The organism is Bradyrhizobium sp. UFLA05-109 (genome assembly GCF_054185165.1).
The window spans coordinates 14,091-28,184 of record NZ_JBBIAR010000100.1 but is presented as its reverse complement, the minus strand read 5'-3'; the positions used below and the strand labels follow the sequence as shown (position 1 = coordinate 28,184).

The 14,094-nt window shown below is 64.0% G+C and carries 10 protein-coding genes; 5 read left to right on the top strand and 5 right to left on the bottom strand.

Translation table 11 applies throughout. From position 1 onward, the window contains the following. Together Q3C01_RS41655 and Q3C01_RS41650 are read right to left on the bottom strand one after the other, a co-directional pair. A partial coding sequence (locus Q3C01_RS41655; protein WP_458151141.1) for a lytic murein transglycosylase occupies positions 1-1,109 on the bottom strand: 1,109 nt, incomplete at its 3' end. Next, positions 1,106-1,492 (bottom strand): MAPEG family protein, encoded by a 387-nt coding sequence (locus tag Q3C01_RS41650; protein WP_458151140.1) that lies wholly within the window; start codon positions 1,490-1,492, stop codon positions 1,106-1,108. The genes Q3C01_RS41650 and Q3C01_RS41655, both read right to left, overlap by 4 nt. Before the next feature lie 234 nt (positions 1,493-1,726). On the opposite strand from Q3C01_RS41650, the gene Q3C01_RS41645 reads away from it, so the two are divergent. The 3 genes from Q3C01_RS41645 (at position 1,727) to Q3C01_RS41635 (ending at position 5,252) form a co-directional block, all read left to right on the top strand. After that, on the top strand, positions 1,727-2,944 hold the full coding sequence (locus Q3C01_RS41645; RefSeq protein ID WP_458151139.1) for an OpgC domain-containing protein: 1,218 nt from the start codon (positions 1,727-1,729) through the stop codon (positions 2,942-2,944). Positions 2,945-2,992: 48 nt separating this feature from the next. Further along, positions 2,993-3,481 carry a DUF2059 domain-containing protein gene (locus tag Q3C01_RS41640; protein ID WP_458151138.1) on the top strand — a complete coding sequence of 163 codons (489 nt, stop codon included), beginning with the start codon at positions 2,993-2,995 and terminating at the stop codon, positions 3,479-3,481. A 157-nt stretch (positions 3,482-3,638) separates the two neighbouring features. After that, complete coding sequence (locus Q3C01_RS41635) at positions 3,639-5,252, top strand: acyl-CoA synthetase (RefSeq protein ID WP_458151137.1); 1,614 nt, start codon at positions 3,639-3,641, stop codon at positions 5,250-5,252. 4 nt (positions 5,253-5,256) lie between these two features. Here Q3C01_RS41635 and Q3C01_RS41630 read toward each other — a convergent pair whose 3' ends face one another. Beyond that, positions 5,257-6,459, bottom strand: coding sequence for an MFS transporter (locus Q3C01_RS41630; protein WP_458151136.1), 1,203 nt, complete (start codon positions 6,457-6,459; stop codon positions 5,257-5,259). 169 nt (positions 6,460-6,628) lie between these two features. Between Q3C01_RS41630 and Q3C01_RS41625 the strand changes: the two genes are divergently transcribed. Further along, positions 6,629-7,432, top strand: coding sequence for an MBL fold metallo-hydrolase (locus Q3C01_RS41625; protein WP_458151135.1), 804 nt, complete (start codon positions 6,629-6,631; stop codon positions 7,430-7,432). Positions 7,433-7,442: 10 nt separating this feature from the next. Here Q3C01_RS41625 and Q3C01_RS41620 read toward each other — a convergent pair whose 3' ends face one another. Then, entirely contained in the window at positions 7,443-8,582 is a 1,140-nt protein-coding gene (locus tag Q3C01_RS41620) for an OpgC domain-containing protein (protein WP_458151134.1), read from the bottom strand. A 313-nt stretch (positions 8,583-8,895) separates the two neighbouring features. Here Q3C01_RS41620 and htpG point away from each other — a divergent pair, with 313 nt between their 5' ends. Then, positions 8,896-10,764: a molecular chaperone HtpG gene (htpG, locus tag Q3C01_RS41615; protein WP_458151133.1), complete on the top strand. Its 1,869-nt coding sequence runs from the start codon at positions 8,896-8,898 to the stop codon at positions 10,762-10,764. Between the two features lie 127 nt (positions 10,765-10,891). Here the strand turns inward: htpG and Q3C01_RS41610 are convergent, their stop codons facing one another. After that, positions 10,892-14,032 carry a multidrug efflux RND transporter permease subunit gene (locus Q3C01_RS41610; RefSeq protein WP_458151132.1) on the bottom strand — a complete coding sequence of 1,047 codons (3,141 nt, stop codon included), beginning with the start codon at positions 14,030-14,032 and terminating at the stop codon, positions 10,892-10,894. Positions 14,033-14,094: the final 62 nt, after the last annotated feature.

The following is a 14,094-nucleotide window of genomic DNA, read 5'->3' as shown; positions in this document are numbered from 1 at the left end:
GCATCGGAATAATAGCCGCTCTTGCTGAGCTGCATCTGGATCGCCGCGACCTCGCTGTTGCGCAACGGTCTGAGCTTGGCCCAGGGCTTTTCGAACGGGGCGCCGCCGGCGATGAGGTCGGCGAGATGGCCGACGAACAGCGCATAGACGTCGGACTGGTTGTAGCTGCGGATCGCCTGGAAGTTGGCGAAGACGAGGAAGGCCGGACCATAAACGCCGGCAGGCATGAGCAGCTGCGCCTGCTCCTGCAGCATGCCGGTGGTGATGCCGGCACCGCCTACCGGCGTGACGCCGAGCTTCAGCCAGGCTTCGAGCGGCCGCTTGATGTCGGGCGAGCTCTCCACGCAGCTCACGGTCGGCGGCAGCCGAACCTCAAACCCCCATCGCTTGCCACGCTGCCAGCCATAGTCGCGAAGCTGCTTGGCGCCCGAGGCGAGCGCGTCGGGAATGGAGCGCTCGAGATCGATCTTGCCGTCGCCGTCGCCATCGGCCGCGAACTTGAGGAAGTCCGAGGGCTCGAACTGGGTCTGGCCAATCGCGCCCGTATAGGAGCCCTTCGCGTCCATGCTGATGGTGCCATTTTGGACCAGGTCGAGCGCGATCAGCAGCTCGGTCCGGAACAGGTCCTTGCGGCGGCCGAGATAGGCCTGCGTCACCAGCGCCTGGAACACAGGATGGCGCTGCACTTCTGCGCCGTAATCGGTCTCGCGGCCCCAGATTGCAATGACGGCGTTGCCGGGGACGCCGTAGTCGGCCTCGATGCGCGCGAGCAGGCTGCGGTAGGTCTCAAAATGCCGCGCGCCCGTCCTCGCAAGCCCCGCGAGCTGCTGCCGGGGCAAATAGTCCGCCGGCAGACGTGCGAATTCGGCCTGCTCCTGCACGGGGCGGCCGGGGATGACGAGATCCGGCAGGCCAAGGTCGAGCTGGACATCGGTCGCGCGGTCGAACACCGCCTGCTTCACGCCACGCGCCTTCGCCTCCTGCCAGAGCTGCGCGCGCCACGTGTCGAAGGTGGGGTCGGCGCGCGCCTCCATCGCCTGCGTCAGCAGGGCGAGCGCGACCGTCCCGGAGATCGCCGTGCGGCGCAAAATGGTTGCGAGGCCTCTCACGCGACCACCAGTCCGACCGCCAGCGCCAGCCCGCAGAGATAGGTAAACAATGCGCCGGCAAAGCGCGCCGGATTGGGCCGGTTGAGCGACTTGCCCCACAACAGCCCGGCGGCAAGGGAAAAGCGCGCGATCGTCGCCACCACGATCGTTACGATGATCCAGCCTGGGGCCGGGCGCGTCGCGAACCAGAGAAACATCGCCGCGAAGAACGGCGCATATTCGGCCGTGTTGGCATGCGCCCGCACCGCGCGGTGAATAGGGTCGGTGGGGCCGAGGTCGTGGCCGATGCTCCGCCTGAACCTGCCGCGCAGGATCGAGACATAGAGCCCCAGGCCAAACAGCAGCAGGCCGAGCAAGGTGGTACAGATGATCGCGACGTTCATGGCGTGGCTCCCCCCAAAGGACTTGAGGCCGAAGGAGATCAGATTGCGATGGCGCGGAAAAGCCCGGTGGGGCGACCCGATCGGCCTTCCCCCAGACAAAGCTTCTTTTCCGCGGAGCCGATGTCCGCTACCCTTGGCGTTAGCCACCGGGTTAGGTGGCGTATTCGCGACAATTTCAGCATAGATTGATTGGGCGGCAGCCGCGAGACTGTCCTTGGAAAACGGGGCGGAGCCATGATCAACCGGGATTCGGCAGCACTCTTGTCTCCGATCGAGCGCGACTTGCGGCTCGATCTGTTCCGCGGCATCGGCTTGTGGATGATCTTCCTCGATCACATCCCGCACGACGTGGTGTCGTGGCTGACCTTGCGCAATTACGGATTCAGCGACGCCGCCGAGTTCTTCGTCTTCATCTCCGGCTATCTCGTCGGCTGGATCTACGCGCCGATCGTGCGCGGCGGCTTCTTCCTTGCGGCACTCAAGCGTCTCTGGAGACGCACGGCCGAACTGTACGTCGCCCACATCATGCTGTTTCTGCTGTTCACGGCCCAGATCGCGCGCACCGCGCGGCGGTTCGACAACCCGATGTATGAGCACGAGTTCAACGTGTTCAATTTCCTCGCGCATCCGGATGAGCTGATCGGCCAGGCGATCCTCTTGAAATACAAGCCGGTCAATCTCGACGTGCTCCCGCTCTACATCACGCTGGTGTTCGCCTCGCCCTTCATCGTGTGGTGCCTCGTGCGACGTCCGAACCTCACACTGCTGGCATCCGTGGTGCTCTACGTGCTGTCGCGCTGGTTCGACTGGAATGTCGCGTCCTATCCGCCCGGCACGACCTGGTACTTCAATCCGTTCTGCTGGCAGCTGATGTTCGTGTTCGCGGCCTGGTGCGGTTCCGGCGAGGTCGACAAGATCGCGAAATGGGTATGGTCGAAGTCCGTGATGGGGCTCGCAGCCGCCTGGATCGCGTTTGCGTTCCTGATCGTGATGACCTGGCACGTTCACACCCTCGAGGCGATGATCCCGAAGTGGATGATCAAGGCGATCTACCCGATCGACAAGACCGACCTCGACATGTTGCGTTTCACGCATTTTCTCGCGCTGGCGATCTGGGTCACGCAGCTCGTGCCGCGCCACTGGAAGGCGCTTCACACCAAATGGCTGCGCCCGGTCATCCTGTGCGGGCAGCATTCGCTGCCGATCTTCTGTCTCGGCGTGTTCCTGTCGTTCTCCGCACACTGGATCCTGACCCAATACACCAAGGGCACGTGGGAGCAGCTCGCTGTCTCCTTTGCCGGCATCGTGGTCATGATCGTCGTTGCGTGGTTGTTCGACCGGGCGAAGCAAATTCCAGATCTGTTCGTGGACGTGCTCGAGGAGGAGGAGCCCGAACCGGTGCCCGATCGCGACAAGACAGCCCCTGTCGTCGCGGCAGGTGTCGGTAGCTGAGAGGCGATCGCGGCGCTCGAATTTTGGCGAATTCTCATGGAGGGGTTCATGTCGAGAGGCTGGTTGACGATTGCGGGCACGCTGCTGTTTCTCACCTGCACCGCCGCCGCGCAGGCGCCCTCGCCCGAGGCGATGAGCGCGGCGCGCAAGCTCGTGACCACCATGAGGACGGCGGAGCAATATCGCGCGCTCCTGCCGCAGCTCCTGCTCAAGTTGCGCCCCGTCCTGGCTCAGGACAGGCCCGAGATCGAGCGCGACTTCGACGCCATGACGGCGACGAGCTCGGATATCTACGCTCCCTTCGTCGACCAGATGATCGACCAGATCGCAGCGGTCTACGCCGCCACCTTCACCGTCGACGAGCTGCGCCAGATCGAAGCCTTCTACGCCCAGCCGGCGGGGCGGAAGCTGCTCGAGAAATCGGACGCGCTTGCGCAGGCGAGCGCGCAGATCGCCCAGGACGTCAGCCGCAGGGCGGCCGACGAATTGAAGCAGCGCCTGACCGAGGCGCTGCGCCAGAAGGGGCACAAGCTCTGAGCCTGCCGTGGCGCAACCCAATCGCACGAGAACGACTTGCGTTTAGGCGTCGGCACGGCCCGCAATGCTCATCGCGCAGGTCCACGCAAATTGACCGGAAACGCCGTTGAAATTATAGCTTCCCTCAACGAACAACAGCACGACGGGGGAAGCCGACATGACCGGCGACATCGCAACCACCATCTCGAAAGCCCGCGAGCATTCGATCGGCGATCTTCTCCGCCGCTCCGCTGGCCGTGAACCGCACAAGCCGGCTCTCTCCTGCGGCAGCGTAAAGTGGACCTTTGCCGAGCTCGACGCGGTCTGCAATCGCCTGGCGCGCGGCCTCGATGGTCTCGGCGTCAGGAAGGGCGACCGTCTGGCGGTGTTGTCGCGCAATTCGCATGCGTTCGCCGCGCTTCGCTTCGCCGTGGCGCGGATCGGTGCGGTGCTGGTGCCGATCAACTTCATGCTCAATCCGGACGAGATCAATTTCATCCTGAAGAATTCCGGTGCGAAGGTGCTGGCGACCGGTCCCGATTTCGTCGAGCCCGCGCGCACCGCAAGCGCCAGGGATTGCGCGGTCGAGAAGCTGATCTGGCTGCCGGGCGAGGATCCGGCGTCGCCGCCCGCGGGGCTCACCACGTTCGATGATCTCCTGCATTCCGATGGTTCGGTCTTCGAGGCCTCCGTCGATGCCCGCGATCTCGCGCAGATCATCTACACCAGTGGCACGGAATCGCTGCCCAAGGGCGCGATGCTGACCCACGACGCGGTCATGTGGCAGTATGTCAGCTGCATCATCGATGGCGGCATGAGCGCGCATGACAACGTGCTGCACGCGCTGCCGCTCTACCATTGCGCCCAGCTCGACGTCTTTCTGGGACCGCAGATCTATCTCGGTGCCTCCGGCGTGATCACGGGCAAGCCGACCGCCGACAACATCCTGGCGCTGATCGCGGCTCATCGGATCACCGCCTTCTTCGCGCCGCCGACGATCTGGATCGCGATGCTGCGCTCGCCAAATTTCGACAAGACCGATCTGTCGACCTTGCAAAAGGGCTATTACGGCGCCTCGATCATGCCGGTGGAGGTGCTGCTCGAACTGCAGCGCCGCCTGCCGAACGTCAAATTCTGGAATTTCTACGGTCAGACCGAGATCGCGCCGCTTGCCACCGTGCTTCAGCCCGAAGACCAGCTCCGCAAGGCAGGCTCGGCCGGCAAGCCGACGATCAATGTCGAGACGCGCGTGGTCAACACCGCGATGGAGGACGTTGGGGTCGGTGAGGTCGGCGAGATCGTCCACCGCTCGCCGCATCTTCTGTCCGGCTACTACAACGACCCCGTGAAGACCGCGGCGGCATTTTCCGGCGGCTGGTTTCATTCCGGCGATCTCGCCACCGTCGACGCCGAGGGCTACATCACCGTCGTCGACCGCGTGAAGGACATGATCAAGACCGGCGGAGAGAACGTCGCGAGCCGCGAGGTCGAGGAAATGGTCTACCGCATTCCCGCGGTGTCGGAGGTCGCGGTGGTCGGGCTGCCCGATCCGCGCTGGATCGAGGCGGTCACCGCGATCATCGTGGTCAAGACAGGCGAGACGCTGGACGAGGACGCCGTCGTCAGGCATTGCGCCGGCCAGATGGCGCATTTCAAGGTGCCGAAGCGCGTCATCTTCGTCGACAGCCTGCCGAAGAATCCGAGCGGCAAGCTGCTCAAGCGCGAGCTGCGCCAGCGCTTCGTCGGCGGCGACACCCTCGACAAGGCGATCCAGAAGAATTTCGGGACGTGAAAGTTCAATACTTCTTCATTGCGGCGCCGAACGCCAGCCATAGCGCCGTCGACGCCAGCCCGAAGCCGCCGAGCAGCAGGAAGGTCGGGCCGTAGCCGATCCATTCCGCGATCCAGCCGCCGAGCGCGGGGCTGAGGCTTGCGCCGACGCCTTGCACGGTGATGACGGCGCCCTGGCCGAGATTGATGCGGCCGGTGCCGTTGAGGGAACGCGCGACCACGCCGGGCACGGCAACCGTCTGCAATCCCGTGCCGATGCCGTCGAGCACCTGCACCGGTACCACGCCCCACCATCCCGCGAGGAAGAAGGCAAGCGCGCCGCGGATCGGCAGGAACATGAAGGAGACCAGGATCACCGGCCAGTAGTTGCGCTTGCTCGCGACCTTCATGGCGATCAGCGATGTCGCGACCATCACGCCTTGCGCGATCACCACCGTGGTTGCGACGAAGCTCGGCCCGTTGGCCTGGCCTTCGGCGACCGCCGCAAGACCATAGAGCGGCACGATCGCCGCATTGCCGAGATGGAAGATGGCGAGCGACAGCGCCAGCACGAGCAGCGGCTTGTGCCGGAGCAGCATCGTCATCGCGTCCGGCGGAGCCTTGGAGTCGTCCTCTTTGCTACCGCGCGCGACGCGGTCGTCGATCGATTTCGCGGGGATCATCAGCACGCAGGCGATCGCGATGACGCCGAATGCCGCGGCAAGCACGAACACGGACACATAGCCGTATCTGTAGCCGAGCCAGCCCGACAGCGCTGCGCCGACCATGTTGCCCGCATGGTTGAACGCCTGGTTGCGGCCGTTGAGCGCATTGAAACCCTTTTGCTTGGCGATGCCGAGCGTGATGCCGGTCACGGCCGGCACGATTGCCGCGCTCGCCAGCGACTGTGCCACTTGCGACAACGTCACCGCCCAGAAGTTCTGCGAGATCAGGATGATCGCGGAGGCGAGGACGACGCAGACGCCGGGGATCACGACCCAGAGGCGCTTGTTGCGGCTGGCGTCGATGAAGCCGCCGATCGGCGTCGTGATCAGCATGCCCGCGACATTGCCGATGGTCATGGCGGTGCCGATCAGGCCGCTCGCCCAGCCGCGGTCCTGAAGGAACACGCCGATAAACGGCCCGATGCCCGACTGCATGTCGGCCATGAAGAAATTGAGCGCGAAGAGAGGCCAGAGACGAGGCGAGGATGGGGACCGCGATGTCATCGATACGTCAAGCGTGGTCTCAACCGAATCCGGTGTTGGCGGGTTGCCTGGATCTTGTGTGGACCAAAACGTAACGGATGGTGGTCCCATTGGTTCCAGCCGCTCTTGCGGACGAGCGATCCGCACGTCACTTGATTGTTGTTGACCGACGTCTTTCCTGGAGTTCGCCATGCCACTTTGGACCTGCGAAACCTGCGGCGCGCAATTTCCTGCGAGCGAAAGACCGCCGTCATCGTGTCCGATCTGCGAGGATGAACGCCAGTTCGTGAATTGGAAGGGGCAGACGTTTCTGTCCCGCGAGGCCCTGGCGCTGCGCTGCCGCGCGGTGTGGCGGGACGATCTCGGCCTGACCGGCCTGTCGCTCGAGCCGAGCTTTGCGATCGGCCAGCGCGCGCTGCTCGTTCCCGACGGCGGTGCTGTCGTGATGTGGGACTGCGCTCCGCTGGCGACCACCGAGGCGATCGACCATGTCAGATCGCTCGGCGGGTTGAAGGCGATCGCGATCTCGCATCCGCACTACTATGGCGCGCTTGCCGATTGGAGCGAGGCCTTTGGCGGCGTGCCGGTTTATCTCCATGCCGACGACCGCCAATGGGTGACGCGGCCGCATCGCGCAATCGAGCACTGGACCGGCGACAGTCATCGCCTCTCGGACGACGTCACGCTGTTGCGCAGCGGCGGCCATTTCGCCGGCGCCACCATGCTGCACTGGACGCGTGGCGCTGACGGCAGGGGTGCGCTGCTCACCGGCGACATCGCGCAGGTGACGATGGACCGCCGCTTCGTCAGCTTCATGTATTCCTATCCGAACTACATGCCGCTGAACGCCGCCGCGGTGCGTCGGATTGCGGAGGCCGTCAAGCCGCTCGCCTTTGATCGCATCTATGGCGCCTGGTGGGGCCGTAACATCGCAGACGGTGCCAAGGCGGCGTTCGACGCGTCGGTGGCGCGCTATCTCGCCGCGATCGCCTGACGCGCGTCGGCTAGGCCCGCTGCCGCAGGGCGGCGGGCAGGTCCTGCCTCCTGGACCAGGAGATGTAGAAGGCAACCGCTGCGATTGCAGCCAGCCCTGCGAGGCTGACCAGGATCTGCATCGCGACGAGATTAGGTCCCGTGATCAGGACGAGATGCGCGGCGAAGGAGAGGAACACGCTGACGCAGAACACCGCGAGCCACTCCTCGCCGCTCCGGATTACCGGTTGCAGCGATTTCCATTGCAGTGCCGGATGATCGGCCGGCACCAGATATGCGGCGAGGAAGGCGAGCGCGAGGAAATGCAGCACGCGATGTGGCGCGAGGTTTTCCTTGTCGGGCGTGAAGAGGCCGAGCACGGCATCCGGCAGATAGGCGGAAAGCGCTGGCGAATGCCGCGCCAGCGTGACCGCCATTGCGAACACGAGATAGGCGCCGGCGAGCGCCCGCAGCCAGGACATGCCGTGCAGCGTGCGGCTGGGCGCGCCAGTCACCGCGAACCAGCCTCCGAGCACCATCAGCATCTGCCAGCAGAACGGATTGAAGGTCCATTCGCTGTCCGGAGAGATCCGGAACGTCCAGCCGAAATACCTCGCCGCGAAGTATACCGCGATCGATGCGAGCAGCGTCAGGTGCGGACCGCGGAGCAGGCCCCACAGCGCCAGCGGAAAGAACGCCATCAGCGGGATCATCAATTGCAATAGGTCGAGGTTGAGCGGCTCTTCCTGGAGCACCAGCCCACGCACCAGGATGCGCAGGGGATGGTCGAGCATCCCCGAGATATTGTACTCGTGGATGATCTCGGGTGCGGTCGATTGCGAGGCGAAGTAGGCAATGGCGTCGATATAGATCACGAACAGCACGACATAGGCCGCATAGAGACGCCAGACGCGACCGAAGATGCGGGTTGCCGCGACGACGAAGCCGCGCTCCAGCGCCATCTTGCCGTGGATGATCGTGACGCCATAGCCGACCACGAACACGAACAGGTCGGCTGCACCGCTGAAGCCAAAATTGCGCAAGGTCAGCAGATTGGCAACATTATTCGGCACGTGGTCGAGGAAGATCGACCAGTTGGCAATCCCGAGCGTAAGATAAAGCCTGGCATCGTGGCTGTGTGCGGCGAGGGTCGCCTTGATGGACGGTTTCATTGCAAAAAAATGGGAATCAGGGGCGCCGCTTTTAACGATAACCATCGCACGATCCGAGTAGCGATTCCGTGAACGGGCATCAAACTCTCCCCTTGCGGGAGAGGGTGGCTTCGCCAGCGAAGCCGGGTGAGGGGTTCTCTCCGCGAGCTCATCTCATTGTAGTAGTGCGCGGACAGACACCCCTCATCCGGCGCTTCGCGCCACCTTCTCCCACAGGGGGAGAAGGAAGAAATGGCCCATCACAACCTCTTGATCTGCCGCGCCCGTGCGCTATATCCCGGGTTTCCTCATCCAGTTTCGATCGGGTAAACGCATGACGACGTCAGATACGGCTGTGCACTCGCAGCCCTTCCAGGCCGAGGTGTCCGAACTCCTGCACCTGATGGTGCACTCCGTCTACTCCGAGACCGACATCTTCCTGCGCGAGCTGATTTCGAACGCGTCGGATGCCTGCGACAAGCTCCGCTACGAGGCGATCGCGACCCCGGCGTTACTCGGCGAGGGCGACGCACCAAAGATCCGCATCATCCCCAACAAGCAGGCCGGCACGCTCACCATCGCCGACAACGGCATCGGCATGGAGCGGCAGGAGTTGATCGATCATCTCGGCACCATCGCCCGCTCGGGCACCAAGGCTTTCGTGGCGAAGCTGAAGGAGGCCAAGGACGGGCTCGGCCTGATCGGCCAGTTCGGCGTCGGCTTCTATTCTGCTTTCATGGTTGCGGACAGGATTCTCGTCATCAGCCGCAGGGCCGGCGAGAGCGACGTCTGGACCTGGACCTCGTCGGGCGGCTCCGGTTTCGAGATCGCGCGTGCGAGCGACGAAGATGCAGCACGCGTGAGCCGTGGCACCGAGATCGTGCTGCACCTGAAGGAGGATGCGAAGAAGTATCTGGAAGACTACGAGATCCAGCGCGTCGTCTCTGCCTATTCCGACAATATCCTCTTTCCCATCGAGCTCGTGCCGGCAGAAGGCGAACCGCGCCAGATCAATTCGGCGAGCGCACTGTGGCAGCGGTCGAAATCGGAGCTTTCTGCTGACGACTACAAGAAGGCCTATCAGCAGATCGCCACTGCCTTCGACGATCCCGCGATGACGCTGCATTATCGTGCCGAGGGACGCTATTCCTACGCCGTGCTGCTGTTCGCGCCGTCGACCAAGCCGTTCGATCTGTTCGAGCCGTCGCGCAAGGGGAGGGTCAAGCTCTATGTCCGGCGTGTCTTCATCACCGAGGATGCGGATCTGTTGCCGGGCTATCTGCGCTTCATCCGCGGCGTCGTCGACAGCGAGGACCTGCCGCTCAACATTTCCCGCGAGATGCTGCAAAACAACCCCCAGCTCGCGCAGATCCGCAAAGCGGTCGCCACCCGCGTCGTCTCGGAGCTCGAAAGCCTCGCCGAAAAGGACGCAGAGAATTTTGCGAAGATCTGGGACGCTTTTGGCGCGGTGCTGAAGGAGGGTATCTACGAGGACTTCGAACGCCGCGAGAAGCTGCTGGCGCTGTCGCGTTTCACGACGACCGCGGGCGAGAAGCGCTCTCTGAAGGACGTCGTCGCCGACTTCAAGCCGAACCAGACCGAGATCTATTATCTCGTCGGCGACAGCATCGAGCGGCTGAGGTCCAGTCCGCGTCTGGAGGCCGCGGCTGCGCGCGGCATCGAGGTGCTGCTGCTCACCGATCCCGTCGATGCCTTCTGGACCTCGATGCCGATGTCGTTCGACGGCAAGCCGCTGAAGTCGCTGGGCCAGGGCGATCTCAACCTCGACCTGATCCCGCGCGTCGACGAGGAGACGAAGGATGAGCCGGCGGCCGATGAAGCCGCCACCATCGCGCTGATCAAGGGTTCCCTCAACGAGCGCGTCAGCGACGTGAAGGCCTCGACGCGTCTCACCAGCTCCGCATCCTGCCTCGTCGCCGACAGCCAAGGTCCGAGCCGCGAGCTCGAGCGCCTTCTGGCGCAGCAGAACCGGGGCGAGCGCTCCAGGCCGATCCTCGAGGTCAATCTGCGCCATCCGCTGGTCACCGCGATCACCAGGGCGCCGGCGGGCTCGACGGTGATCGATGATCTCTGCCTGCTGCTGCTGGAGCAGGCCCAGATCCTCGATGGCGAATTGCCGGAAGACCCGTCCGCCTTCGCTGCAAGGCTGAACCGTCTGGTGCTCAAGGGGCTGGGCAGCTAGACGAAGCGCGCTGCTCCACAAGGTTCGTCATTGCGAGGAGCGAAGCGACGAAGCAATCCAGATTTACTCCGCGGAGACAGTCTGGATTGCTTCGCTACGCTCGCAATGACGGAGTCTGTGGCACAGCTCACTCCGCCGCATCCTTCTGCTCGTCGTGCGCGGCCTCTGCCTGCGCCTTCGGCTTCTTCGCCATCCAGCGTGAGAGCAGATTGGAGAAGCGGTCGAGATAGAGATAGACCACTGGCGTCGTGAACAGCGTAAGAGCCTGGCTGACCAGGAGGCCGCCGACCATGGCATAGCCGAGTGGCTGGCGGATCTCCGCGCCGGTGCCGGTGCCGAGCATCAAGGGCACGCCGCCGAGCAGCGCCGCCATCGTGGTCATCATGATCGGGCGGAAGCGCAGCAGCGCCGCCTGGCGGATTGACTGTTCCGGCGTCAAATGCTGCTCGCGTTCGGCGGCGATCGCGAAATCCACCATCATGATGCCGTTCTTCTTGACGATGCCGATCAGGAGGATGATTCCGATCAAGGCAATCAGGCTGAAGTCGAAGCCGAAGATCATCAGGATGGCGATCGCGCCGACGCCAGCCGAGGGCAGCGTGGAGAGAATGGTCAGGGGATGGATGTAGCTCTCATAGAGCACGCCCAGGATCAGGTAGACCACGACGAGCGCGGCCAGGATCAGCAGCGGCACGGTGCCGAGCGATTGCTGGAACGCCTGCGCGGTGCCCTGGAAGCTCGTTGCCAGTGTCGGCGGTGCGCGCATTTCGCTGACGGCTTGCGAGACCGCGTCGGTCGCCTGCCCGAGCGCCACGTCCTCGGCGAGGTTGAAGCTGATCGTCACCGCCGGAAACTGCCCCTGATGGGCGATCGCGAGCGGCCGCACCGGCACATTGGTCCAGCTACAGAATACCGAAAGCGGCACCTGCTCGCCCGTCAGCGGCGACCTGATGTAGATCTTGTCGAGCGTATCCAATTTGCCCTGCAGCTCCGGGGTGATCTCGAGGATCACGTGATAGCTGTTGGTCTGGGTGAAATACTGTGTGACCTGGCGCTGGCCGAATGCGTCATAGAGCGTATCGTCGATCAGCTGCGGCTGGATGCCGTAGCGCGCTGCGGTATCGCGGTTGATGGTGAGCTGAAGCGTCGTGCCTTCGGTCTGCTGGTCGGTGGCGACGTCGCGAAGCTGCGGCAGCGTCTTCATCGCTTCCAGGATCTTTGGCGCCCATGCGTTCAGCTCCGTAAGATTGGCGTCCTGGAGCGTGAACTCGAACTGGGTGCGCGTCGCGCGGCCGCCGAGACGCACGTCCTGCGAGGCCTGCATATAGAGGCGGGCGCCCTCGATCTTGGCGAGCTTTGGCCGCAGTCGCGCGATGATCTGCTGCGCGCTGACGTCACGCTCCTCCCGCGGCTTCAACGTGATGTACATGCGCCCGGAATTCAGTGCGGTGCCGCCGCCGCCGATGAACATCGCGATCGAATCGACGGCTGGATCGGCCTGCACGATCGCGTTGAGCTCCTCCTGGCGCCGTTTCATCTCCGCAAACGAGATGTCCTGCGGCATCTCGGAGACTGCGGTCAGGAAGCCGTTGTCCTGCTGCGGGAAGAATCCCTTCGGGATCAGGATGAAGAGGTAGACCGACAGGGCAATCGTCGCGAAGAAGATGCAGAGCGTGATGAAGCTGTGCCGCAGCGCGACGTCGAGCCCGCGCTCATAGGCGCCGAGCAGGCGCTCGAACATCCGCTCGCTCCACTGGTAGACCCGTCCATGCCGCGCCTCCTGGTCGGCGCGCAGGAAGCGCGAGGCCATCATCGGGGTGAGCGTGAGCGACACCACCAGCGAGACGAAGATCGCCATCGCGAGCGTCACCGCGAACTCGCGGAACAGCCGGCCGATGATGCCGCCCATGAGCAGCAGGGGGATCAGCACGGCGATCAGCGAGATGCTGATCGAGACGATGGTGAAGCCGATCTCCGCCGCACCCTTGTAGGCAGCAGCCAGCGGTCGCTCGCCGTGCTCGACGTAGCGGGTAATGTTCTCGAGCATCACGATCGCATCATCGACCACGAACCCGACCGCGATCGTCAGCGCCATCAGGGAGAGGTTGTCCAGTGAGTAGCCGAACACCCACATCAGCGAGCAGGCACCCAGCAGTGCCAGCGGAACGGTCACGGTCGGAATGATTGTGGCCCAGAAGCTGCGCAGGAAGAGAAAGATCACCATCACCACCAGCCCAATGGTGATCAGGAGCGTGATCTGCACGTCCTCGACCGCGTCGCGGATTGTAATGGTGCGATCGCTGATGATCTTGATGGCGATTGCCGGCGGGATCGCCGCCACCAGCCGCGGCAGTTGTGCCTTGATGCGTTCGACGGTGTCGATGACGTTGGCGCCGGGTTGCTTGAAGATGACGAGGAATACGCCCCGTTTGCCGTCGGCCCACGCCGCGGTCTTCATGTCCTCAGGTCCGGCTACCGCCTCGCCGATGTCGCGGATCCGCAAGGGAGCGCCATTGCGATAGGCAATGATCACATCCTGCCAGGCCGAGGCTTCGAGCAGCTGGTCGTTGGCGTAGATGGTGTAGGCGCGCCGCGTGCCGTCGATGTTTCCCTTCGGACTGTCGGTGGTGGTGATCGCGATCTGGCTGCGCACGTCCTCAAGCGACAGGCCCTTGGCGACGAGCTTTGCCGGATCGACCTGGACGCGCACCGACGGCTTCTGCTGTCCGCCGACGAAGACCTGCGCGACCCCGGAGATCTGGCTGATCTGCTGGGCAAGCTGGGCGTCGGTGCGGTCGCTGACGGTGGTCAGCGGCAGCGTGTCCGACGTCGCCGACAGGATCATGATTGGCGAATCCGCCGGGTTGACCTTGCGATAGGTGGGAGGCGAGGGCAGGTTCTTGGGCAGTTGGCCGCTCGCCGCGTTGATGGCGGCCTGAACGTCGTTGGCGGCGGCGTCGATCTGACGGTTCAGATCGAACTGGATGGTGATCGAGGCCGAACCGAGCGAGCTCGTCGATGTCATCTGCGCGATGCCGGGGATCTGCGCGAGCTGGCGCTCGAGCGGCTGCGCCACCGAGGAGGCCATCGTCTCCGGGCTGCCGCCGGGGAGTGATGCGGAAAGCTGGATGGTTGGAAAGTCGACCTGCGGCAGCGGTGCAACCGGCAGCAGTGGATAGGCCACGAGGCCGACGAAAAGGATACCCGCCATCAGCAGCGAGGTGCCGATCGGGTAGCGGATGAATGGAGACGAGAAGCTCTCTTGCATGCCCTGAAACCATCGACTGGCCAGCGCATCTTCTCCTCGCGAATGCGGAGTCGCGCCCGAGA